At 71.4% G+C, this 23,290-nt stretch carries 21 protein-coding genes and 1 tRNA gene; 11 read left to right on the forward strand and 11 right to left on the reverse strand.

Annotated features, from left to right (window positions below; genetic code table 11):
• The first annotated feature begins 159 nt into the window (after positions 1–159).
• The gene (locus tag ACTIE9_RS01420) at positions 160–1,182 is read left to right on the forward strand and encodes a LacI family DNA-binding transcriptional regulator (RefSeq protein WP_439563793.1); all 1,023 of its coding nucleotides are present in this window, start codon (positions 160–162) and stop codon (positions 1,180–1,182) included.
• Complete coding sequence (locus ACTIE9_RS01425; RefSeq protein ID WP_439563794.1) at positions 1,179–2,411, forward strand: D-alanyl-D-alanine carboxypeptidase family protein; 1,233 nt, start codon at positions 1,179–1,181, stop codon at positions 2,409–2,411. Before ACTIE9_RS01420 ends, ACTIE9_RS01425 begins: the two co-directional genes overlap by 4 nt.
• Before the next feature lie 22 nt (positions 2,412–2,433).
• Here ACTIE9_RS01425 and ACTIE9_RS01430 read toward each other — a convergent pair whose 3' ends face one another.
• Positions 2,434–3,195: an SGNH/GDSL hydrolase family protein gene (locus tag ACTIE9_RS01430; protein WP_439563795.1), complete on the reverse strand. Its 762-nt coding sequence runs from the start codon at positions 3,193–3,195 to the stop codon at positions 2,434–2,436.
• Positions 3,196–3,365: 170 nt separating this feature from the next.
• On the opposite strand from ACTIE9_RS01430, the gene ACTIE9_RS01435 reads away from it, so the two are divergent.
• The 4 genes from ACTIE9_RS01435 to ACTIE9_RS01450 all read left to right on the forward strand — a co-directional run bounded on the left by ACTIE9_RS01435 (position 3,366) and on the right by ACTIE9_RS01450 (position 7,883).
• Positions 3,366–3,623 carry a GlsB/YeaQ/YmgE family stress response membrane protein gene (locus tag ACTIE9_RS01435; RefSeq protein WP_439563796.1) on the forward strand — a complete coding sequence of 86 codons (258 nt, stop codon included), beginning with the start codon at positions 3,366–3,368 and terminating at the stop codon, positions 3,621–3,623.
• A gap of 85 nt (positions 3,624–3,708) precedes the next feature.
• Positions 3,709–4,959, forward strand: coding sequence for a DNA polymerase IV (locus tag ACTIE9_RS01440; RefSeq protein WP_439563797.1), 1,251 nt, complete (start codon positions 3,709–3,711; stop codon positions 4,957–4,959).
• Positions 4,960–5,013: 54 nt separating this feature from the next.
• Positions 5,014–6,789, forward strand: coding sequence for a DEAD/DEAH box helicase (locus ACTIE9_RS01445; RefSeq protein WP_439563798.1), 1,776 nt, complete (start codon positions 5,014–5,016; stop codon positions 6,787–6,789).
• 20 nt (positions 6,790–6,809) lie between these two features.
• Positions 6,810–7,883, forward strand: a complete 1,074-nt coding sequence (locus ACTIE9_RS01450; protein WP_439563799.1) for an alanine racemase — start codon at positions 6,810–6,812, stop codon at positions 7,881–7,883.
• A gap of 6 nt (positions 7,884–7,889) precedes the next feature.
• On the opposite strand, the gene ACTIE9_RS01455 is transcribed toward ACTIE9_RS01450, so the two are convergent.
• Positions 7,890–8,717, reverse strand: coding sequence for a DUF1206 domain-containing protein (locus tag ACTIE9_RS01455; RefSeq protein ID WP_439563800.1), 828 nt, complete (start codon positions 8,715–8,717; stop codon positions 7,890–7,892).
• 19 nt (positions 8,718–8,736) lie between these two features.
• Complete coding sequence (locus ACTIE9_RS01460; protein WP_439563801.1) at positions 8,737–12,288, reverse strand: error-prone DNA polymerase; 3,552 nt, start codon at positions 12,286–12,288, stop codon at positions 8,737–8,739.
• 83 nt (positions 12,289–12,371) lie between these two features.
• Between ACTIE9_RS01460 and ACTIE9_RS01465 the strand changes: the two genes are divergently transcribed.
• Together ACTIE9_RS01465 and ACTIE9_RS01470 are read left to right on the forward strand one after the other, a co-directional pair.
• Complete coding sequence (locus tag ACTIE9_RS01465) at positions 12,372–12,614, forward strand: type II toxin-antitoxin system Phd/YefM family antitoxin (protein ID WP_439563802.1); 243 nt, start codon at positions 12,372–12,374, stop codon at positions 12,612–12,614.
• Positions 12,611–12,871, forward strand: coding sequence for a Txe/YoeB family addiction module toxin (locus ACTIE9_RS01470; protein ID WP_439563803.1), 261 nt, complete (start codon positions 12,611–12,613; stop codon positions 12,869–12,871). Before ACTIE9_RS01465 ends, ACTIE9_RS01470 begins: the two co-directional genes overlap by 4 nt.
• Positions 12,872–12,881: 10 nt before the next feature.
• On the opposite strand, the gene ACTIE9_RS01475 is transcribed toward ACTIE9_RS01470, so the two are convergent.
• The 6 genes from ACTIE9_RS01475 to ACTIE9_RS01500 form a co-directional block, all read right to left on the reverse strand.
• On the reverse strand, positions 12,882–14,462 hold the full coding sequence (locus ACTIE9_RS01475) for a DNA polymerase Y family protein (RefSeq protein ID WP_439563804.1): 1,581 nt from the start codon (positions 14,460–14,462) through the stop codon (positions 12,882–12,884).
• Positions 14,462–15,190 (reverse strand): hypothetical protein, encoded by a 729-nt coding sequence (locus ACTIE9_RS01480; protein ID WP_439563805.1) that lies wholly within the window; start codon positions 15,188–15,190, stop codon positions 14,462–14,464. Before ACTIE9_RS01480 ends, ACTIE9_RS01475 begins: the two co-directional genes overlap by 1 nt.
• A 79-nt stretch (positions 15,191–15,269) precedes the next feature.
• Positions 15,270–16,082 carry a hypothetical protein gene (locus tag ACTIE9_RS01485; protein WP_439563806.1) on the reverse strand — a complete coding sequence of 271 codons (813 nt, stop codon included), beginning with the start codon at positions 16,080–16,082 and terminating at the stop codon, positions 15,270–15,272.
• A complete protein-coding gene (locus ACTIE9_RS01490) occupies positions 16,072–16,650 on the reverse strand; it encodes an RNA polymerase sigma factor (protein ID WP_439563807.1) in 579 nt (192 codons plus the stop codon). The genes ACTIE9_RS01485 and ACTIE9_RS01490 overlap by 11 nt, the downstream gene beginning before the upstream one ends.
• 48 nt (positions 16,651–16,698) lie before the next feature.
• Positions 16,699–17,523 carry a hypothetical protein gene (locus ACTIE9_RS01495; protein ID WP_439563808.1) on the reverse strand — a complete coding sequence of 275 codons (825 nt, stop codon included), beginning with the start codon at positions 17,521–17,523 and terminating at the stop codon, positions 16,699–16,701.
• A gap of 14 nt (positions 17,524–17,537) precedes the next feature.
• A complete protein-coding gene (locus ACTIE9_RS01500; protein ID WP_439563809.1) occupies positions 17,538–18,803 on the reverse strand; it encodes a hypothetical protein in 1,266 nt (421 codons plus the stop codon).
• On the opposite strand from ACTIE9_RS01500, the gene ACTIE9_RS01505 reads away from it, so the two are divergent.
• Positions 18,792–19,151, forward strand: a complete 360-nt coding sequence (locus tag ACTIE9_RS01505; RefSeq protein ID WP_439563810.1) for a DUF2834 domain-containing protein — start codon at positions 18,792–18,794, stop codon at positions 19,149–19,151. The genes ACTIE9_RS01500 and ACTIE9_RS01505 overlap by 12 nt on opposite strands.
• Before the next feature lie 6 nt (positions 19,152–19,157).
• Here ACTIE9_RS01505 and ACTIE9_RS01510 read toward each other — a convergent pair whose 3' ends face one another.
• On the reverse strand, positions 19,158–20,438 hold the full coding sequence (locus tag ACTIE9_RS01510; RefSeq protein WP_439563811.1) for a hemolysin family protein: 1,281 nt from the start codon (positions 20,436–20,438) through the stop codon (positions 19,158–19,160).
• A gap of 181 nt (positions 20,439–20,619) precedes the next feature.
• Positions 20,620–20,703, reverse strand: a tRNA-Leu gene (locus ACTIE9_RS01515).
• Positions 20,704–20,818: 115 nt separating this feature from the next.
• Here ACTIE9_RS01515 and ACTIE9_RS01520 point away from each other — a divergent pair.
• Positions 20,819–22,153, forward strand: coding sequence for a M20/M25/M40 family metallo-hydrolase (locus tag ACTIE9_RS01520; RefSeq protein ID WP_439563812.1), 1,335 nt, complete (start codon positions 20,819–20,821; stop codon positions 22,151–22,153).
• Between the two features lie 11 nt (positions 22,154–22,164).
• Entirely contained in the window at positions 22,165–23,031 is an 867-nt protein-coding gene (locus ACTIE9_RS01525) for an undecaprenyl-diphosphate phosphatase (RefSeq protein WP_439563813.1), read from the forward strand.
• The last annotated feature ends 259 nt before the right edge of the window (positions 23,032–23,290 follow it).

Raw genomic sequence — 23,290 nt, forward strand, 5'->3', positions numbered from 1 at the left:
GGCATCCTTCCCCTGTGAACGTGCACAGACAGGCGTGACCTGTTCGGGGGACGAAGTTCTGTGAGCGCTCACAGATTACGCACGGCGACGCGCGCCTGTCAACCACCGTGCCCATCGGCGTGCCCGCGCCGGGGCGAGACGCGCGGATACACTGAGCGCGTGACTGCCCCCACCACCCGCGTGAAGCGCGCCACGATCTTCGACGTGGCCGCGGAAGCGGGCGTCTCGCGCGGCACCGTCTCGCGCGTTCTCAACGGCGAGCCCTATGTGTCTGCTGCCGCCCGTGAAGCCATCGAGGCGGCCATCGCCAAGGTCGGCTACGTGCGCAACACCGCGGCTCGCAACCTCGCGAAGCAGTCCTCCGGCGCGATCGCTCTCATCGTGCACGAGCCCGACTCGGTCTTCATCGACGACCCGAACATCGGCGCCATTCTGCTCGGGGCCAACGCCGCGCTCTCGGCGGCCGACTACCAGCTCGTGTCGCTCATCATCGACACCGAGCGCGACTCCCGACGGGTCACCGGCTATCTCGGGGGCGGGTTCGTCGATGGCGCGATCATCGTGTCGGCGCGCGAGGACGACCCGATCTCGCAGGCCATCGCCGACCTGCGACTGCCCGCCGTCATGGTCGGCCGCCCCGACAACCAGCCGCAGCTGCCCTGGGTCGGCATCGACAATCGCGGCGCGGCCCGGCAGATCACCGAGCGGCTGCGGAACACCGGTCGTCGACGCATCGGGATGATCGCCGCGGGTCTCGACCGCGACTCGGGCCGTGACCGTCTCGCCGGCTTCCGCGAGGCCATGGGCGACGACTTCGACGACTCGATCGTCGCGCGAGAGCGGTTCTACACCTACGCCGCCGGCGTGGCCGGCATGACCGAACTGCTCGCGCGGGAGCCGGGCATCGACGGCGTCTTCGCCGCGTCCGACGCGATCGCGGCGGGAGCGCTCGAAGCGCTGCGCAACGCCGGTCGCACCGTGCCGCGCGACGTCGGCATCGTCGGTTTCGACGACAGTTCGTGGGCCGTGCGCGCGCAGCCCGCCCTCTCGACCGTGCGCCAACCGGCCGGCCAGCTCGGAGCGCGGGCCGCCGAACTGGTGCTCGAGCAGGTGCGCACCGGCTCGCTCGCCGCGAACGGCGCGCTCCTGGCGACCGAGATCGTCTGGCGCGATTCGGCATGACCTCCGGCTCGACGTCGGCGCGGCGGCGGACGGCGGCGATCGTCGCGGTGCTCGCGGTGCTGCTGTCGACGCTCGGCTACACGAGCTACGCGGTTCTCGCGCCGATCGAACCCATCCCCGCGGTGGCGCTTCCCGTCGAGCAGGTCTCGACGCCACCGGGCAGCGTCACCCTGCCCGGCATCGGGGGAGCGGCGATCGCCGCCGCCGACGGCGACCAGATCTTCGCCGGTCGTGAGCTCGACACGCCGCGCGTTCTCGCGTCGATCACGAAGGTCATCACCGCTCTCGTCGTGCTCGAGGCGTATCCGATCGAGTCGGGAGCATCCGGGGCCTCGCTGACCCTCACCGCCGCCGATGGCGCGCTGCCGGCCCGCTACCGCGCGATGAACGGCACGATCGCCCCCGCCCCGCCGGGCACCGTGGTGACGCAGCGCCAGGTCATCGAGCTCATGATGGTGCGCTCGGCCAACAACTACGCCGAAACGCTGGCGCTGTGGGCCTTCGGGTCGATCGACGCCTACCTCGCTGCGGCCCGGTCCTGGCTCGACGATCACGGACTGAACGGCATCTCGGTCGGCGACAGCACCGGCTTCTCGCTGCAGAACACCGGCACGCCGCGCGATCTCGTCGAGCTCGCCCGCGTGGCGCTCGACAACGAGGTCATCGTCGAGGCCGCCGCCCAGCCCTCCGTCAGCGTGCCGGGGGTGGGCGCCTTCGAGACGACGAACCTCGCGCTCGGCCTCGCGGGCGTCAGCGGTATCAAGACGGGCACGCTCGACGGCATCGGCGCCAATCTGCTGTTCTCGAGCAGGATCGCAGTGGGTGGGCAACCGGTGGACGTGGTCGGCGTCGTGCTCGGCCTCGCCGATCAGGAGGCCGTCGCCGCCGCGGTGCAGACGCTCGTCGGAACGGCGTCCGACGACTTCCGCACCGTGACGCTCGCCGAGCCGGGCACCCCGGTCGCGACCTACACGGCGCCCTGGGGAGACCGCGCGCAGCTCGTGGTGGCCGAGGCCGAGAGCGCGCTCGTGTGGGGCGCGACGTCGACCCGCGCGGCGGTGCGGGCACCGCCGCTGCTCGCCGGCTTGGGGCCGCCGGACGATGCGACCATGGTCGTGGAGATCGCGGGGCAACGGCGGCCGGTCAGTCTGCGCTGGGTCGGCGAGATCGACCCGCCGCCGCTCGAGTGGCGGCTCATGCGTCCGCTCGAGCAGATCCTCGGCGGCTGACGAGCCCGCGACCGCTGCGCCGTCAGAGGGTCGGCCGCTTGGGGCGGACCGTGTCGCCGGACGACTGGTGCCGGATGCGCCGCACGACCCACGGCACGAGATACTCGCGCGCCCATCCCATGTCGTCGACACGCGCTGCGCGCCACGATCGCGAGGGCAGAGGCTCCGGATGCTGGGGCTCGAGCTGATGGTCGATCCCGAGCGCCTCGAGCACGGCGATAGCGATCGTGTGGTGCCCGAGCGGGGAGAAGTGAAGCCGGTCGGGTGCCCACATCTGCGGGTTCTGCAACTGCCGCAGCGCCCACATGTCGGCCACGATCGCATCGTTCTTGGCCGCCACGTAGCGCAGGTTCTCGTTGTAGATCGCGACCTTGCCCCGCACCCGCCGCAGCACCGGCGTCATGCCGATGTCAGGCCCGTTGAACATGACGACCGTGGCGCCGTTCGCCCGCAACCGGCCGATGGTCTCATCGAAGAGCTCGGCGACCCGGTCGGGATCGGTGCCGGGGCGGATGATGTCGTTGCCGCCGCCCGAGATCGTGATGAGGTCAGGGCGGAGCGCGAGCGCGGCGTCCACCTGCTCGTCGGCGATCTGCTGCAGCAGCCGGCCGCGGATGGCGAGATTGGCGTAGGCGAAGTCGTCGGTGCGGTCGGCAAGCACCTCGGCGACGCGGTCGGCCCATCCACGGTGCCCTCCGGGGCTCTGGGGCTCGGGGTCGCCGATGCCCTCCGTGAAGGAATCGCCGATCGCGACGTAGCGCGACCAGGGGTGAAGCTGAGGCATGCCACCAGAGTGTCAGACGAGAGGCTCCCTCTGCACCCCGGTGACGCGCCAAAGAATTCCTCCCCCCGAACGGGGCACATCTGCTTGACTGTGGCCGAGCGTTTCCACAGAATCGCTCGAACATCGGCGGGGTGCCGACTGCACGCCCGCCACAACGAAAGAAGAAGCCGATGGGCTTCCTCGCATTCCTTCTGCTCGGCCTCATCGCCGGTGCGATCGCCAAGGCGATCCTGCCGGGCAAGCAGTCCGGCGGGTGGCTCTCCACCCTCATCCTCGGCGTCGTCGGCGCCCTCCTAGGCGGGTGGATCGGAAGCCTGCTCGGGCTCGGATCCGTCGACTCGTTCTTCAGCATCGGCACCTGGCTCCTGGCCATTGGCGGCTCGATCCTCGTGATCCTGCTGTGGGGTCTGATCACGCGCAAGCGCTGACACCTCCCGCAGCACCCCGAACGCCCCTCGCGCATCCCGCCGCCGTCACCGCACGGTGGCAGGATGCTCGCGTGGGGCGTTCGTCATGAGCAAGCAAGACGGCAGCGGTCGGCAGGTCACCTCGGCCCCGACCGCTGACCTGAGCGCGCGCATCCTGCACCTCGACATGGACGCCTTCTTCGCCTCCGTCGAACTGCTCGACCGACCCGAGCTGCGGGGCCGGCCGGTGATCGTCGGCCATCGCGGCGCGCGCTCGGTCGTGACCGCGGCAACCTACGAAGCCCGGCGGTACGGGGTGAACTCGGCGATGCCGATGGCCGTCGCGCTGCGTCGCTGCCCCCAGGCGATCGTGCTCGAGCCCCACTACGAGCGATATCAGGCGGCATCGCGCACGGTCATGAGCATCCTCGGCGATGTGACCCCGCTCGTCGAGCCGCTCAGCATCGACGAAGCCTTCCTCGACGTCAGCGGAGCGACGGCGCTCTTCGGGCCGCCGTTCGCGATCGGAACGGCGCTGCGGGCCCGCATCCGCGACGAGACGGGGCTCGTGGCCTCGGTCGGGGCGGCCGCGACGAAGTTCGTGGCGAAGCTCGCCTCGGGTCGCGCCAAGCCCGACGGGTTGCTCGTCGTGCCCGAGGCCGACACCCTCGCCTTCCTGCACCCGCAGCCGATCACCGCCCTGTGGGGGGTCGGCGCGGCCTCGGCGCAGCGGCTGGAGCGGCTCGGGCTGCGCACGATCGGTGACGTGGCGGATGCTCCGCTCGACGCGCTCGCCCGCGCACTCGGGCCCGCCGCCGCCGGGCACCTGCACGCGCTCGCGAACGGGCGCGACCCGCGGTCGGTCACGCCCGAGCGCGCCGAGAAGACGATCGGGCACGAGGTCACCTTCGAGCGCGACATCGCCGACGCGCGCACGATCGACCGCGAACTGCTGCGGCTCGCCGAGCGCGTCGCGGAGCGGTTGCGCGCCGGCGGCTGGGTCGCTCGCACGCTCGCGATCAAGCTCCGGTTCGGCGATTTCGAGACCATCACCCGCGCACAGACGCTCGCCGAGCCGACCGACGTCGCGCAGCGCATCGCCACCGAGGCGCGCGCGCTCTACGCCGCATCACCCGTCGTCGGGCGCGGGCTGCGGCTCATCGGCGTGCGCGCCTCCGCACTGCTGCCGACGGGAGCCGTCGCACGCGGGCTGTGGGACGACGACGAGACCTGGCGGGAGGCAGAGAACACCATCGACGCGCTCGCGGAGAAGTTCGGGCGCGGCGCGGTGCAGCGGGCATCCCTGTTGCGCGGAGCGCCGCCGCGGCGCGGGAGCGTGCCCGACGGAGTCGACTGAGGGCTCGCTCCGTGGCCCGCTCATGTCGGCGCGCTCGGCTAGCATCGAGGTCTCGTGAGTCCGACCTACCGCCGCGCCCCGCACGTGGGCACGTTCGCCGCGGAGCACCTCTCACCCTCCTACCCCGAACGCGCGGCACGCGGCACGGCCGATCGCTTGCGGGCCTGGCAGGCCGAAGCCCTCGACCGGTACTTCGAGACCGAGCCCCGCGACTTCCTCGCCGCGGCCACGCCCGGCGCCGGCAAGACCACCTTCGCCCTGCGTCTCGCGGCCGAGCTGCTCGCGCGCCGCACGGTCGAGCGCGTCATCGTCGTGGCGCCGACCGAGCACCTGAAGCGGCAGTGGGCCGACGCCGCGCATCGCGTGGGCATCCGCCTCGACCCCGCGTTCCGCAACGCCGGTCGCGTCATCGGCCGCGCCTTCCACGGCGCCGCCGTCACCTACGCCCAGGTCGCTGCGCAGCCGTTCGTGCACCGCGGGCTCGTCGAGCAGGCCTCGACCCTCGTGATCCTCGACGAGGTGCATCACGGAGGCGACGCTCTCAGCTGGGGCGATGCGATCCGTGAGGCCTACGAGGGGGCGACGCGTCGGCTGTCGCTGACGGGCACACCGTTCCGCAGCGACACCGCGCCCATCCCGTTCGTCACCTACGTGCCCGATGCGGAGGGCATCCGCGTCTCGCACACCGACTATCAGTACGGCTACGGGCGCGCGTTGTCTGACGGCGTGGTGCGGCCCGTCTTGTTCCTCTCGTACGCCGGCCGCATGCGGTGGCGCACGACCTCGGGCGACGAGATGGAGGCCGTGCTCGGGCAGGCCGACACGGCCGACATCACGGCGCAGGCGTGGCGTACCGCTCTCGACCCCGGCGGCGAGTGGATGAGCGGCGTGCTACGCGCGGCCGACACCCGCCTGACCGAGGTGCGCAACGCGATCCCGGATGCGGGCGGGCTCGTTATCGCGACCGATCAGGCCACGGCGCGCGCCTATGCGGGCCTGCTGACCTCGATCACGGGGGAGGAGCCGACCGTCGTGCTGAGCGACGAGGCTGGGGCATCTGACCGCATCGCCGCGTTCGCCGAGTCGGAATCGCGCTGGCTCGTGGCCGTTCGCATGGTCTCGGAGGGCGTGGACGTGCCGCGCCTGGCGGTCGGGGTCTACGCGACCAGCGCATCCACGCCTCTGTTCTTCGCGCAGGCGATCGGGCGCTTCGTGCGGGCACGGCGGCGCGGCGAGACCGCCTCGATCTTCATCCCGAGCGTGCCCGCCATCCAGCGCCTCGCGAGCGAGCTCGAGCGCGAGCGCGATCACGCGCTCGACCGGGCGGGTGACGAGCTGCTCGACGACGCGCTGCTCGCCGAGGCCGAGCGAGAGGAGAAGGCGAGCGAGAGCGAGCTCGCCGAGTTCACGTACCTCGCGCTCGAGTCGAGCGCGACCTTCGAGAAGGTGCTCTACGACGGCGACGAGTTCGGCGCGCTGTCGCCCGTCGGCAGCCTCGAAGAGCTCGACTTCCTCGGCCTGCCCGGCATTCTCGAACCCGACCAGGTGCGCGAGGTGCTCAAGGCCCGCCACCAGCGGCAGCAGCGGCGAGCGGCCGATCGGCCCGCCGGCGCAGCGCCCGCGCCGCAGCCCCTCTACCGCTCGCTGAAAGAGCAGCGCACGCTGCTCAACAGCCTCGTCGGGCTCCGAGCGAAGCTGACCGGCCAACCGCACGGGCACATCCACGCCGAGCTGCGGCGGTTGTGCGGCGGCCCGGCCGTCGGCCAGGCCACCGTCGCCCAGCTGCAGCTGCGCATCGAGCTGCTGCGCAAGCAGATGCACGGCGCCTGACGACGGGGGATGATGGGCGCGTGCGAGACACCCCCTTCCTCGTCGTCGACGAACCGCGGCTCGAGGCGAACCTCGCGGCGATGGCCGCCCACGCGGCGCGCCTCGGGGTCGCTCTGCGCCCGCACGCCAAGACCCACAAGACGCCCGAGATCGCGCGTCGCCAGCTGGCGCACGGAGCGATCGGCCTGACCGTCGCGACCGTCGGCGAGGCGGAGGTATTCGCCGACGCGGGGGTCGACGATCTGTTCATCGCCTACCCGCTCTGGGCGGTCGGGCCGCGCGCGTCGCGCCTCCGGAGTCTCGCAGGCCGCGTGCGGCTGCGGGTCGGCGCCGACTCGGTCGACGGGGTGCGGATGCTCGCTGATGCCGTGCAGGCCGGTCGCGCGGGTGCGCCCGCCCTCGCCATCGCGGTCGAGGTCGATAGCGGTCACCACCGCAGCGGCATCGCGCCCGAGCGGGCTGCGGAGGTCGCGGCCGCCGCGATCGACGCGGGGCTGCTCGTCGACGGCGCCTTCACCTTCCCCGGGCACTCCTACGGGTCGGGCGCGGCGGCGCCGGCGGCGGGCGACGAGGCCGCGGCCCTCGCGACGGCCCGCGATGCGCTCGTCGCTGTGGGCATCCCGTGCCCCGTCGTGAGCGGCGGCTCGACGCCGAGTGCTCGCGCGGCCGACGGCGGCGTGCTGACCGAGCTGCGGCCGGGCGTGTACCTCTTCGGTGACGCGCAGCAGTGGGAGCTCGGCACGATCGAGCCGGCGTCGATCGCCCTGACGGCCCGTGCGACAGTGGTGAGCCGGCGCGAGCACGTGGCGGTCGTGGATGCGGGCAGCAAGATCCTGGGCGCCGATCGCGCCGCCTATGCGAGCGGCTACGGCCGGTTGCTCGACTTTCCCGACGCCCGCATCACCGCGCTCTCGGAGCACCACGCGACGATCACCTTCCCGGCAGACGTCGTCGTGCCGCCGCTCGGCACCGAGCTGCGCGTCGTGCCGAACCACGTGTGCAATGCCGTGAACCTCGTCGACGAGCTCGTGGTCGAGCGCGACGGCGTCGAGGTGGACACGTGGACGGTCGCGGCGCGCGGTCGCAACCGCTGACGCGTTCTACAGCGTGGCCCGGCGGGCGCGCACGCCGCAGTAGAGCCCGTAGGCGATGAGCCCGAGCCCGATGAGCACGAGCAGGGCGGCGCCGAAGGGCAGCTCGGCGACCGACCGCAGAGCGCCGTCGAGTCCGGCTGCTTCGGCAGGGTCGACCGTGACGGCCGTGATGATGAGCAGCACGCCCACCGCCGTGAGCGCCACGCCCTTCGCGATGTAGCCGACGGTTCCGAGAACGGTGACGGCCTTCCCGACCGAGCCGCTCGGCGTGCGGATGTCGTCGAGGAACGTGCGGCGAACGCCCTTGACGACGAAGTAGACGCCGATGCCGATGACGGCGAGGCCGGCGAGCCCCAGCACCACGATGCCGATCGGCGTCTGCACGAGGAAGGCGCTGATCTCGCGCACGTCGTCGTCAGACTCGACGCGGCCGCCGAGCCCGATCGTGACCGCCGGCACGGCGAGGGCGCCATAAGCGACGGCCTTCGCGGCGACGAGCAGACCGCTGCGCACCTCGCCGCGCACCAGGTGCCCGAGCACGGACTCGAGCAGCAGCCAGAGGGCGAGGCAGGCGAGTCCGGCGGCGATGACCCAGACGAGCACGAACCCGCCCGGGGTGTCGGCGATCGCGTGGATCGCGCCCGCCGGGTCATCGTCGTCGCCTGCGTTGCCGGCCCCCGTCGCGACCGAGATCGCGAGCACCCCCATGAGCACGTGCAGCAGGCCGTTGACGGCGAAGCCGGCTCGCGCCGCCCGCTCGAACCCGGTGCTCTCGTGAACGGTGCGCGCGGCGGAGAGCAGGCGAGCGGGGAGGGTCGTGCGGGCGGAGGCCATGCCTCACAGTAGGCCCGCGCTACCGGAAGTCGCGGCTCGGCATCGTCACGCGCAGGGGCAGCGACTCGACACGGTCGGCGACGATGGTGATGACGCCCTCGGCCGAGCGCTCGAGGGTGCCGCGCACGATGAGGGCGCGGCTCTCACGCACTGTGCGGCGGTAGCGGCCCCACAGCCCGACCGAGCAGATCACGTTGACGAGGCCGGTCTCGTCCTCCAGGTTGAGGAAGGTGATGCCGCTCGCGGTCGCGGGGCGCTGGCGGTGCGTCACGACGCCGGCCACTTCGACACGACGGCCCGGCTCGGCACTACGCAGCTCGCGCGCGCTCAGCACCCCGCGCTCGCGCAGCAGCCCCCGCACGAAGCGCACGGGGTGGTCGCCCGGTGCGATGCCCGTCGACACGAGGTTGGCGACCATCAGCTCGTACTCGTCGAGGTCGGTGAACAGCGGCGGCTGCACGGCCGTCACGACCCCCGGCAGGTACTCGGGCCGCGCCTGCGCCGCCGCGCCTGCCGCCCACAGCGCCTCGCGCCGCGAGAGGCCGAGCACGTCGAAGGCGCCGGCGGTCGCGAGGGCTTCGACCTGGGCGGCCGTGAGCCCGGTGCGGTAGACGAGCTCGGTGAGGTCGCGGTACGGGCCGCCCCGCTCGCGCTCGGCGACGATGCGCTGGGCCGTCGGCCGACCGATCCCGCCGACCTCGGCGAGCCCGAGCCGCACCGCGAGCTCGCCGTCGCGGCGGTGCAGCGCGCAGTCGGCGAGGTCGCCGTTGCTCGACGCGGGCTCGAACTCGGGCACGGGCGGCTGCTGGCGGTGGATGCACTGCTCGAGCCCCGTGGGGTGCGCGCGGCGGGCATCCGGAGCCACGGGTTCGTGCGCTGACGCGACGACCAGATCGAGGCGCTCGAGCCCCGCCTCGACTCCCGAGCGCAGGATGCACGGGGTGCGCACCTCGACGCCGTGGCGTTCGGCGTCGGCCGTGAGACTGGCAGGCGAGTAGAAGCCCATCGGCTGGGCACGCAGCAGCGAGGCGAGGAAGACGCCGGGGTAGTGCAGCTTGATCCACGAGCTCGCGTAGACCAGCAGCGCGAAGCTGATCGAGTGGCTCTCGGCGAAGCCGAAGTTGGCGAAGGCCTGAATACGCCCGTAGATCTCGTCGGCGAGCTGGCCGGTGATGCCGTTGCCCGCCATGCCCGCGTAGAGCGTCTCGCGCAGCGACTCGATGCGCTCGAGGCCGCGCTTGCTGCCCATGGCGCGGCGCAGCAGGTCGGCGTCGTCGCCCGTGCAGCCGCCGACCGCCATCGCCACCTGCATGAGCTGCTCTTGGAAGATCGGGATGCCGAGCGTGCGCTCGAGCGGAGCCCTGAGCTTGGGGTGGTCGTAGGTGATGGGCTCGTGCCCGAGCTTGCGCCGCACGAAGGGGTGCACGGCCCCGCCCTGAATGGGCCCGGGACGCACGAGCGCGATCTGCACGACGAGGTCGTAGAACTTTCGCGGTTGCAGGCGTGGCAAGAGGCCCATCTGCGCGCGGCTCTCGACCTGGAAGACGCCGATCGAGTCGGCGCGGCACAGCATGTCGTAGGTCGCCTGCTCTTCTTTCGGCAGGGTCGCGAGCTCCCACTGCTCGCCCAGGTGATCGCGCATCAGGTCGAACGAGTACTGCAGGGCGGCGAGCATGCCCAGGCCCAGCAGGTCGAACTTGACGAGGCCCATCCAGGCGCAGTCGTCTTTGTCCCACTGCAGCACCGTGCGCTTCTCCATGCGGGCGTGCTCGATGGGCACGATCTCGCCGACGGGCCGGTCGGTGAGCACCATGCCGCCCGAGTGGATGCCGAGATGCCGAGGGTAGGTGAGCACCTGCTGCGCGAGGTCGACGACGGGTTCGGGAATGTCGTGGTCGTCGCTCGAGAGCACGGCGCCCCAGCGCTCGACCTGACGGCTCCAGGCATCCTGCTGGCCCGTGGAGTAGCCGAGCGCCCGCGCCATGTCGCGCACGGCGTTCTTGGGCCGGTACGAGATGACGTTCGCGACCTGCGCGGCGTTGCGGCGGCCGTACTTCTCGAAGACGTACTGGATGACCTCCTCCCGTCGATCGGAGTCGAAGTCGACGTCGATGTCGGGCTCTTCATCGCGCAGGGCAGAGAGGAACCGCTCGAAGGGCAACTGGTAGCCGATCGAGTCGACCGCGGTGATGTCGAGCAGGTAGCAGACGGCCGAATTCGCGGCCGAGCCGCGACCCTGGCAGAGGATTCCGCGGCCGCGGGCATATTGCACGATGTCGTGCACGATGAGGAAGTAGCCGGGGAAGTCTTTGGCCTCGATGACGTCGAGCTCGCGCGCGATGCGGGCGCGGTCGGCTTCGCTCGCCTCGGGATACTTGCGCGGCACGGCCGCCCAGACGAGTTCGCGCAACCAGCTCATCGGGGTGTGGCCGGGCGGCACCTGCTGCTTCGGCAGGTGCGGCTTGGCCTGCCGGAGTGAGAACCCAAGCTCGGTCGCGAGCGCAACGCTGCGCGCCACGGCCCCCGGGTACCGGGCGAACAGCCGCTGCATCTCGGCACCGCTGCGCAGGTGCGCGGTGCCGGCCGCGGGCAGCCAGCCCTGCATGTCGTCGAGGCTGCGGCGCGCGCGCAGGGAGGCGAACGCGGTGGCGAGCGGGTACCGCGCCGGGGTCGCGTAATGCACGGCGCCCGTCGCGACGACCGGCAGCCCGCGCTCGGCGGCGAGGGCGGCGAGCACGTCGTTGTGCACGGTGTCGAGCGGACGACCGTGATCGAACAGCTCAATGCAGACATTGGATGCTCCGAACCGATCGACGAGGGCGTCGAGCTCGGCGCCCGCCGCGGCGACGTGGGCGCGCGTCGGCCGCGCGCGGGCGATGCCATCCGACGACGCGCCGTCGTTGCCCGCTCGTCTCGTGTCTCGTCCTTCCAGCGCCGACCGCACGGCGCCCTTGCGGCAACCGGTGAGGATCATCCAGTGGTCGCCGCTCGTCGTGTCGCCCCCGCGGCCCGCGTGCTCGGCGAGCACGTCGAGGTCGTAGACCGGGCGGCCCTTCTCGGCGCCCGCAAGCTGCGCGTCGGTGATCGCGGCGGCGAGGCGGTGATAGCCGGCCTGCCCGCGCGCGAGCACGAGAAGGTGCGTGCCCTCGGGGTCGGGCACGCCCTGCTGCGGGCCGGTGAGGTCGAGCGAGAGCTCGGCGCCGAACACGGTCGTGATGCCGTACGGCTCGGCCGCTTCGGCCATGCGCACGACGCCGTAGAAGCCGTCGTGGTCGGTCATCGCGAGGCCGGTGAGCCCCAGGCGCGCGGCCTCCTCCAGCAGCTCTTCGGGGCTCGAGGCGCCGTCGAGGAAGCTGAAGCTGGAGTGTGCGTGCAGTTCGGCGTAGGGCACGACGGTGGCGGGGTCGGGCTGCTCGAGTCCGCGCCGCTGGTACGGCGCGCGCTTCTGTGACCACGCGGGGGAGTCGCCCGCGTCGCCGCCGAGCGGCGGGCTCGAGCCGGGGCGTGAGCCCTCGCGCAGGTTTCGTTCGAACTCGCTCCACGGAATGGGCGGGTTGTGCCAGCCGGCCATCAGCGCGGCTCCGCGGCTGGTCGATCGTGCACCCTGGGGAGAACTCGCGTACAATTTTCTGTACGGAGGCCAGAATGAAGACCATGAGTTACTCGGAATCGCGAGCCAACTACGCAGCAGCCCTCGACGCGGTGCTCGACGACCGCGAAGAGATCGTCATCACGCGCGCCGGAAAAGACCCCGTGGTCATGGTGGCCCTCGACGACTACGAGTCGTTGAAAGAGACCGCTTACCTGCTGCGGAGCCCCGAGAACGCGCGACGTCTGCTCGGCGCGATCGACGAGCTCGAGGCGGGCAGAGGTGAGCCGCACGAGCTGAGCGAGTGACGCTCGTCTGGTCACGCGCCGCATGGGAGGACTACCTCTTCTGGCAGGCGAACGACCGCAAGATCGTGTTGCGAATCAACGCGCTGCTGAAAGACATCGCGCGCAACGGAAACGGTGGGCTCGGTAAGCCCGAAGCGCTCAAGCACGGCTTTCAGGGCTACTGGTCGCGCCGCATCACCGACGAGCATCGGCTGATCTACAAGCTCGTGGGTGATGAGATCCGCATCGCGCAGTGCCGATACCACTACGCGCCGTGACCGTACCTGCTCAGTCATAGCGCGCCTCAGCCCACCAGCTGCTGCCCTCGAGCACGAGCAGCCAGGCGATTCCCGCGGCGTCGACGACCTGCAGCCGGTGCAGTCGGCGGCGACGGATGCTCCACCACTGCTCGTCGAGCGGCCACGGCCCCGCCCACGAGGTCACGGGCCGTGTGGCGCCGCCCGCGGCCGGGGCGAACCCGGCGGGGGGTGCGGAGAGCCGCATCCGGTCGTCGATGCCGACCGGAGCACCCAGCGCGTCGACGACCGTGACCGCATGCCGCGAGGGGAATACGGTGGCGGGCGCGGGCTGCGGCAGGGCGCCGGGCCACGGCCGCTCGACGGGTCGGGTGATGACGGCGCGGTCGCCCCACGGCACGAGCACGGAACGTTCGGCGAGCGTGCGGCCGCCCGTGCGCTGAGCGGTGAGCACGGCCTCGTGCCCGAGCAGGCTCTGCACGCGCGAGAGAGCGTGGTGCACGCGCTCGTCGGGCGCGCTGCCCCACAGGCCGGGCTCGTGGTGGGCGAGGTCGTCGACGCTCTCGGGCACGATGCGCACGCGCGTGATGGCCGAGCGCAGCCCGGGGCCGCGGTCGGCGTCGGGCGCTCTGTGAGAGCCCAGTGTGCCGGCGGTGCGCGTCTCGCCGCTGAGCTGCCAGCGCACGCGGTCGACGATCTCGCTCGCGCGGAACGACCGCGGGTGCAGCCAGGCCCGCTCGGTCTCGGTGCCGTGCTCGTCGCGGAAGCCGATGCGAATCGCGGTGGCGACGAGCAGCCGCCCAGTGAGGGTCTCGACGAGCTCGTCGGCGAGCTGCCGCACGGCGAAGGCGAGCTGGTCGATGCGGTCGAGCGGCGGTTCGAGCTCGAGCACGCGTTCGAGGTCGGGCGGGGGAGTGCGGGGGACGAGAGGGGTCGCATCGGAGGCACCGGCGAGGGCGTGCCGGTGGGCCCCGGCCGCACCGAAGCGGTCGCGCACGGCCTCGGCGGGCAGCGCGGCGAAGTCGCCGAGCGTGCGCACCCCGAGCCGCCCGAGCAGCGTCGCGAGGTCGGGGTCGCCGAGCGTCGTGACCGCGAAGGGGGCGAGGAAGGGGCCGGATGCTCCGCTCGGCACGATTTGGACAGCCTGGTCGGGCGCCACGGTGCGCGCGGCGAGCTCGGCCGCGAAGGGCCCGTCGGCGATGCCGATGCGCGTGTCGACCATGTCATCGTCGAGCACGGCCCCGCGCAGCGCGAGGGCGGCGGCCTTCTCGCCGCCGTAGTAGCGGGCGGGCCCGCGCGCCGCGAGCGCGAGCAGGCCGGGCCGCACGACCTGCACGCCCGCGACGAGCCCTTCGACGACGTCGATGAGCGGGGCGAACAGCCGGTGGTCGCGGCCGTCGTCGAACGGCACGACGACGAGGCTCGTGCACAGCGACTGGGCCTCGCGCCGCCGCTGGCCTGCCCGCACCCCCTCGGCGCGGGCGGCGGGGGAGCACGCGACGACCCGGTTTGCCGCCATGACGGCGATCGGTGCACCCGCCGCAGCGAACCCGTCGCGCACAGCCGCGATGACGGGCCAGTCGGGCACCCACAGCACGAGCGTGCGCTGCATCAGCCGACCCGCCTCAGTGCGGTGACGGCCGCGTCGCGATCGAGGCGACGGATGCCCAGCTCGGCATCCGGCATCATCACGCGCCCGCTGCGGGGCCGGCCGCCGCGCTTCGCGCTCACGGTGATCGTCACCTCGCGCTCGCTCAGGTAGCCGTGGCCATCGCCCAGGCCCGACCAGCGGCTCTCGGTGAGGCTGATCATGGCCTCGGCCTGGGGCCACGGGCCGAGCACGAGCAGGGTCGAGCCGCGCTCGCGCAGCCGCCCGGCGAGCTTCGCGATCGCGCCGTCGCTCGCCGCCCGCCCGGGGCGCACGACGACGATGCCAAGCGCATCCGCGATCGAGGCCGTGACCGTCAGCCAGGCGTCACCCGGGTGCGGCACGAGCACGAGCCGGTCGAGGTCGATGCCCATGGCCTCGGCGGCCTCGATGCCGAACTCGGGCATGCCGACGACGCCGCACCACGAGCCCGCTTGCGAGGGGCCGACGAGCAGCGCCATGACGAGGGCGCTCGAAGGGCTCAGCGCGTAGGTCGCGCCCTCGCGCAGCCCGCCGTCGGGCAGCAGGTCGGCGAGCGCCTCGTGCGTGGGCATGAGCCGCGAGTCGAGCCGCGTGCGCTGCAGCGCGTCGATGCGGGCCTGCAGAGCCTGCACGGTCTCGACCGCCTCGATGCGCGGGCCGCGGGAGTCGACGACGGGGTCGACAACGGGGGAGAGCGCAAGAGCGGGCATCTCTCCATGATCGAACATACGTTCGAATATGGCAACCTGCACCGACATTCGCTCGGCGTGTCGCGAACAGCGGGCGTGACTACTCCCGCGAGATCTGCCAGCCCATATCGAGCTCGTAGAACTCCGCGGCGTAGCATTTTGCGTCATCCATACCCGCGATCGCCTGGATGCGGTAGCCGATGACCTCAGCCTCGCGGTCAATGACAGCGACCGACCACCCGTTCTCCTCCATGCAGGCGATGTAGCGGTCGAGGCCAGCGACGTACTCCTCGCGCGTCACCACGCCGTCAGCAAGAGCGTCACGCTGCGCTTGCGACGAGATCGGGGTCGTGGGCGGCGCAGACCACGACACCCACATCACATAGCGATCCTCCGCTGCTCCCCGCACAGTCAGGCTCTGCGGTACCGTCTCCGTCACGTCGTACTGGTTACTGAAACCAGCCACCGAGGGACCGGATGCGACATCCATTTCGCTGCATTGCACCCAACTATCGTCAACACCATCGATCGCAACGTCGTACCGGCCAGCATCGATACACCCCACCCGGAGCGCAAGTGCCGTGGCTCCGTCGGGCCTCGGCCCGAGGTCGACGGTGGTCGCTCCCGAACCCGTGATGATCAGCGGGGTGCCGAAGAACTGCGTGCCGGGGAACGACACCATCAACATCTCGTCCATCGAAAGTTCGACGCTCGAGGCAGACGCAAGAACGCCATTCGCTGCGACCGCACCGCCTGTCGTCGCTCCGGCGAGCGCGAAGGCCAGCACGGCGGCGACGGCGACTCGGCCAGCGGGCGCCCGTCGGACCGTCACGCTCTCGGCGACCTGAGCGACGAGCTCCGTGCGTAAGGCGGCGGAGCGGGAGGGAAGGTCAGAACTGGTGTCATGCGTCATGAGCTGCTTCTTCCAATCGAGTCAGCGGTGCAGAAGAGGGAGAGACGTGGGCGGCAAGGCGGCGCTTGGCCCGCGAAAGGCGAGATTTCACCGTGCCGACCGGCAGGTCGAGCACGAGCGCCGCCTCGCGATCGGTGAGGCCTTCGAGCACGCAGAGGGTGATGACGTGGCGGTCGGGGAGCGGCAGCTCGCGCAGGGCGGCGCTCGCCGGCCCGTCATCGAGGTGGTCGGCGTGATCGAACGTATGCTCCTCGGGCGGCAGCTTCGCGAGCAACGCGCGATGACGGCGGGCACTGCGCTGCAGGTTCTGCGTGATCTTCGTCGCCGTCACGAGCAGCCACGGCAGTAACGAACCGTCGACGAGACGGGCATCATCGCGTCGTCTCCACGCCTCGAGGAAGACGATCGCCACGGCGTCATCGGCATCGGCGGCAACCGGCACGAGCCTGAGGACGTGCCGGTACACACGATCGCGATGCCGATCGAAGATGCGCCCGAACCCCTCGCCGATTCCGCGTTGGGCCTGCGACCAGTCGTCGCGATCGTCACCGGCCGGAGGGATGCTCATACCCTGTAGTGTCCGGCATCGCCCGATCGGTTCCCGGGAGGCGAGAACTCAGTCGAGCTCGGCGACCCTCCGCCGCAGGAACGCCGCGCCCGCCGCGTCGTGAATCAGTTCGCTCTCGACCACGACGTCGTAGGGCCGCTCGAGCATGCCATCGCCGGGCCGAACGTCGACGTGCGCCACGGGGATGCCCCGCGCATGCACCGCGTCGGCCATCAGGTAGTCCGTGCGCGAGTCGCCGACCGACCACCACCGCTCGGCCGACACCCCGTGGGCCGCGAACCAGTCGAGCGCGCGAGCCGCACCCAGGTCTTTGTCGAGCATCGCCGACTCGACGTCGATCGAGATGATCGTCGGATCGATGCGGAACCCCGGCCCCACCTCAAGAACGTCCATCAGGTGCGCGATCTCGACCACGCACCGCGCCTGCGCCTCGGCGAAATCTGCCGCCGCGACGTCGGTGCGCTGCTCGAGCGAGATCATCACGTGCTTGGCCTCGTCGACGAACATCGTGTCGGCGTAGTGCTCGCGCGCGAGCGAGTCCACAGCGGTGCGCAGCGCATCCGGAACCGCGACGACGGTGTCGATCTCGAGCTCGCGGAGCCCCCGCGGAGTCACCGGCGCCCAGCAGCCGCCCTTCTCGAAGACGCCGAAGACGTGCGCGCGAGCATCCAGACCGCCGGCCACCAGCCGCGCCACGACCTGCTCGCGCATGAACGCGTCGCTGCGGCCCGTGATGAACGCGATCGGGATGCCCGCCGCGGCGAGCGTCAGCAGGTCGCTCACGATCGAGTCGATCACGATGCGGCGCTCGATCGGGCTCGCGATGGGGCCGTCGACGTCGAGCAGCAGGCCGAAGGGGGCGGGGGAGGGCATGGGGGGCTCCAGTCTCAGAAGACGCGGTCGGTGTCGACGTCGCAGTGCCGCAGCACCTCGGCCGAGAAACTCGCGGTGCCAATCGCGAGCACGACGGGCGCGCTGCGCAGCAGGGCGGGCAGGTCGGCGGCGGTCGCCCATTCGCCGGGCCACTCGTCGCGCTGGGGGTAGTGCAGGTGCACGCGCTCGATCGCGACGAACACGACGCGACCCGAGAGGGTCGATGCCACAGCGCGGAACCCGGCGAGATCTTTCTCGCGCGGCACCGAGACGAGGGTGAGCGCGGGCGGCGCGCCCGTCTCGCGCTCGACGTGCGCGAGGGCGTTCTCGAAGCCGTCGCGGCTGACAGCCGAGTCGACGAACACTGTCGAGCCGTCACGCTCGTGCCGCGACAGTCGCCCGGGGTAGTGCACGCGCGCCGCCGCGGCGCGCACCTGCTCGGTCGTCGCGTCCGGCCGCCCGAGCTCGACCAGGAGCCTCCGCGCAGCGATCATGCCGTGTGCGGCGTTCATGCCCGTGAGTCCCTCGACGACCGCGCCCGCGTACGGTGCGCGGGCGGTCTCGTCAATGCGCATCCGCTCAGCGCCGATGTCGTCGGCGTGCTGACGGATGACCGCCTCGGCTTCCTCGCTCTGCGCGAGGTAGCTCACGAACCGGGTTCCGGGCCGCGCGGCGCCGACCTTGTCGTCGGCGATCGCGGCGATGGTCGGCCCGAGCAGGTCGGTGTGCTCGAGAAAGACCTGCGCCATCGCGAGGCCGACCAGCCCGACGCGCCCGAGGTCGTCGCGCCGCCCGCCGATGCCCGCCTCGAGCACGAGAGCCTCGCACCCGGTCGCCGCGAAGTGGGCGAGCCCCGCGGCGAGGAAGAACCCGCTGGGCCCGATGTAGCCCGCGTCGGGCGCCGGCAGCGTGCGCAGAGCCGCGTCGACCCGCTCGAGCAGCGCGACGTAGTCGTCGAGCGGAAGCACGGCGCCGTCGACGCGCAGCCGATCGCGATTGCTCACGAGCCCCGGGCTGAAGACCGTGCCGACCCGCAGCCCCGTCTCGGCCAGCAGCGCCGAGGCAAACGCGACCGTGGTGCCCTTGCCCTTCGACCCGACAACCCCGAGCGCGGGGGCGGGATGCTCGGCATCGAGCCCGAGGGCCGCGACGAGCATCCCGAACCGGCGGGGGTCGGCCCGCTGCCCGGGAGACCGAGCGCCCCACTCCCGAAACGCCGTGCGGGATTCCAGCGCGTCGAGATCAGCGGCCGCGGGCACAATGTCCCCATGACCCGTCACTGGAATCCTCGCGCCATCGTGTTCCTCGTTCTCGCCATCGCCGGCCTCATCGGCACCTGGACCTACAACGTCATCGCCATCATCGAGCGTCGCGACTTCTTCGGCGACTGGTTCGGTAGCGGCCCGGCCGTCGGCTCGCTCACGATGGACCTGCTCATCATGGCAGTCGCCGCGTGCGCCCTCATCGTCATCGAGGGGCGCCGGCTGGGCATGCGGCACCTGTGGGCGTACATCGTGTTCTCGGGGCTCACGGCGATCGCGTTCACCTTCCCGCTGTTCCTCGCCAACCGCGAGCGTCGCCTGCAGCAGCTCGCGACCGAGAAGGCCGAGCCGACCGCCGCGATGTAGGCGCGATCAGTCGATCGCCGGCTCGAGCCGCTCGACCTCGACCTGCACGATGCGTCGTCGCTCGACCCCGCGCACGACCAGCCGCGCCTCCGCGGTCTCGACCGCATCGCCGTCGTTCGGCATGCGCCCCAGCCGGTCGACCACGTATCCCGCGATGGTCTCGTAGGGTCCGTCGTGGACGACGACGCCCGTGCGGTCGGCGAACTCCTCGATCGTGAGCGACCCGAGCACGAGCACGGTCGCGTCGATGGCTCCGTCGGTGAGCGCGTCGGTCTCGTCGTATTCGTCGTAGACCTCGCCGATGAGCTCTTCGACGATGTCTTCGAGCGTGACGATGCCATCGACGCCGCCGTACTCGTCGACGACGAGGGCGATGTGGTCGCCGTCGCGGCGCATGCGCGTGAGTGTCGGCAGGATGCGCGCGGTCGACGGAAGGGCCGCGAGCGGGCGCTCAATGCTCGCGAGGTCGGCGCCTTCCGGCGCCCACGCGAGGTCGCGCACGTGCACGAAGGTCGTGATCCCGTCGAACCCGCCGTGCAGCACGGGGTAGCGCGAATACGGCTGCTCGCGCGCCCATTGCCGGGCCTCGTCGAGCGTGAGATCGCCGCGCACCGCGACCATGTCGGCGCGATGGCGCATGACCTCGGCGAGCGTGCGGTCGGCGGCGTGCAGCACGTCGCCGACGATCTCGCGCTCTTCGTCCCCGAGCCCGTCGTGGGCGTCGACGAGCTCACGCAGCTCGTCGTCGCTCATCTGCTCTGCCCGCTGGTGCGGGTCGCCGCCGAACAGTCGCACGACGAGGTTGCTCGACGCGGCGAGCAACCACACCAGCGGCTTGACCGCGACCGCGAATCCGGCCAACACGGGCGCGACAATGAGGGCGAACGACTCGGCGCGCTGCAGGGCGAGCCGCTTCGGCGCCAGCTCGCCGAAGACCAGCGAGGCATAGGCCACGATGAGCGTCATCGTGATGATCGAGATCGCGGCGGCCACCGGCTCAGCGATGCCGCCGGCCACCAACGTCGGCGTCAGGTAGGGCGCGAGCGCCGTGGCGCCGTACGCCGCGGAGAGGAAGCCGGAGAGGGTCACGCCAATCTGAACCGCAGCCAAGAAGGTGTTGGGGTCGCGCGCGAGCGCGGCGACGCGCGCCCCGCGGGCGCTGCGCTTCTCGAGCGTGACCAGTTGCGATTCGCGCAGCGAGACGAGAGCGATCTCGGCTGCGGCGAACACGCCGCCGATCGCGATGAACAGGGCGATGAGCCCGATGGTGAGCGCGATATCGCCCATCAACGGCTCGTATGGTGACAGTCGTCCATGCTTTCAACCCTGTCGGCAATCGCTAAGTGCACGCTGAGCGTCGGCCGCACGACAGCCGACATGACGAACGGCCCCGGGCTCTCGCCTCGGGGCCGTTCACGGCACGTGTGCCGCACTGTCTCAACCAGTTCTTCGACGCACACAGGGTCCGTGCGCGAGGGGGGACTTGAACCCCCACGCCCTTTCGGGCACTAGCACCTCAAGCTAGCGCGTCTGCCATTTCCGCCACCCGCGCTGGTTGTGATCGTTCCGCCCGGAGGCGTCGCGACCGGAGACGACATTAGCACGGATGCCGCGTGCCCTTCCGCGCACCGCGTCACCGGTGCGGTGGGGCCGGTAGCGTTGACGGCATGCCCCAGGATTCTGCGTTCGACCGACTCGGCAGCACCGCCCGTATCGCCCGCGACCTCATTCGCTTCGACACCACGAACTACGGCGAGGGCCGCAGCAACGGCGAGACCGAGGCCGCCCACTACGTCGAGGCCGAGCTGCGCGACATGGGACTCGAGCCCGTGCTGATCGACGCCGCACCCGGGCGCACGAGCGTGATCGCGCGCGTCGAGGGCCGGTACGAGCATCCTGTCGAGAGCAGCCGCGGCGAGCGCCCCGCCCTCGTCGTGCACGGCCACCTCGACGTCGTGCCCGCCGATGCAGCGAACTGGAGCGTCGACCCCTTCGCGGGCGAGATCCGCGACGGGATGCTGTGGGGGCGCGGCGCCGTCGACATGAAGAACATGGACGCCATGATGCTGACCGCACTGCGGCAGACGATCGAGACCGGCGGCCCGAACCGCGACCTCGTCGTCGCGTTCTTCTCCGATGAGGAGAACGGGGGAGTGTTCGGCTCGCACCACGTCGTGACCGAGCATCCGCAGCTTTTCGCCGGCGCGACCGAAGCGATCAGCGAGGTCGGCGGGTACTCGGTCGAGCTCGCCGGGCGCCGCGCGTACCTGCTGCAGACGGGCGAGAAGGCCCTCGTTTGGATCAAGCTCGTCGCGCGCGGCACGGCCGCGCACGGCTCGCGCGTCATCACTAATAACGCCGTGACGAAGCTCGCCGAGGCCGTCGTCGCCCTCGGCCGGCAGCAGTGGCCGCTGCACCTCACCGACACGACGCGGCAGTTGCTCGCCGAGCTGGCCCGGCTGCTGGATGCTGATGCCGAGCAGATCGGCCCCGACGAGCTGCTGCTGCGCTCGGGCACCGCCGCGGGCTTCCTCACCGCGACCGTGCGCACGACGACCAACCCGACCCTGCTGCAGGCGGGCTACAAGCACAACGTGATTCCCGACCGGGCCGAGGCGCTCATCGACATCCGCGCCCTGCCAGGGGAGGAGGACGCCGTGCTCGCCGAGGTGCAGCGCCTCGTCGGCGACGACATCGAGGTCGTCGTCATGCACCGCGACCTCGGCCTCGAGAACCCGTTCAGCGGTCCGCTCGTCGATGAGATGGTCGCGACGCTCCAGCGCCACGACCCCGGCGCCGAGGTGCTGCCCTACCTGCTGAGCGGCGGCACCGACAACAAGGCCCTGAGCCTGCTGGGCATCACGGGTTACGGCTTCGCACCCCTCAAACTGACGCCCGAGCTCGACTTCCCGGCCATGTTCCACGGCGTCGACGAGCGCGTGCCGCTTGATGCGCTCGACTTCGGGCATCGCGCGCTCACCGACCTGCTCACCCGCTACTAGATCGGCCCCGCGTGTCTCTGCTCGAAGCGCTCTTCCTCGGCCTCATCCAGGGCCTCACCGAGTTTCTGCCGATCTCGTCGAGCGCGCACCTGCGCATCGTCGGCGAGTTCCTGCCGAGCGCGACCGACCCCGGCGCGACCTTCACGGCGATCACGCAGATCGGCACCGAGCTCGCCGTGCTGCTCTACTTCTGGAAAGACATCACGCGCATCATCGGCAGATGGTTCCGCTCGTTCGGGCCCCGCGGCGGCGCACACTCCGAGGGGGGCGAGCGGGGCATCCCGCGCGACGACCCCGATGTGCGCATGGGCTGGCTCATCATCATCGGCACGGTGCCGATCGTGCTCGTGGGCTATTTCGCGCAGGAGTACATCCGCTCGAGCTTCCGCTCGCTCTGGATCGTCGCGATCGTGCTCATCGTGTTCGGAATCCTGCTCGGCCTCGCCGACTGGCTGGGCAGGCGCACGCGCGAGCTCACCGACCTCACCTACCCGCACGGCCTCGCCTACGGTGCGGCGCAGATGCTCGCGCTCATCCCCGGCGTCTCGCGCTCGGGCGCCACGACGACGATGGGTCTCGCGCTCGGCTACACGCGCCCCGCGGCGGCGCGCTACGCCTTCCTGCTCGCGGTGCCCGCGGTCTTCGGAAGCGGGCTCTACGAGCTCGTCACGGCCATTCGCGAACCCGGGTCCAGCCCGTTCAGCGGCCTCGAGATCGCGGCCGCCACGGTCGTCGCCTTCGGGGTGGGCCTCGCCGTGATCGCCGGACTCATGGCCTACATCTCGAAGCGCTCGTTCCTGCCCTTCGTGATCTACCGGCTGCTGCTCGGCACGACCCTGCTGATCCTGCTCTCGACGGGCGTGCTCGACCCGCTGTAGCGCGGCTCGTGCCCGCGCACAGCCCCGCGCGAGCATCCGTTCATCTCCACAATTCAGGAGATTGTGCGGTCGTGCACGGCTTCCGGATGCTCCACCGGCGTGTCGCGGCCGGCATGGTGCCGCCACTCCTGAGTTGTGGAGATCGGCGCCGTCCGGCGCGGCTCGGTGACGTGTCGCTCACACCGGAAGTTCAGGGCGACACGCCGGACGGAGCGGGCAACACGCCGAGATTCTCGTCAAAACACCGGGCCGAGCGGAC

The organism is Microcella sp., from assembly GCF_051860105.1.
Classification (GTDB): domain Bacteria; phylum Actinomycetota; class Actinomycetes; order Actinomycetales; family Microbacteriaceae; genus Microcella.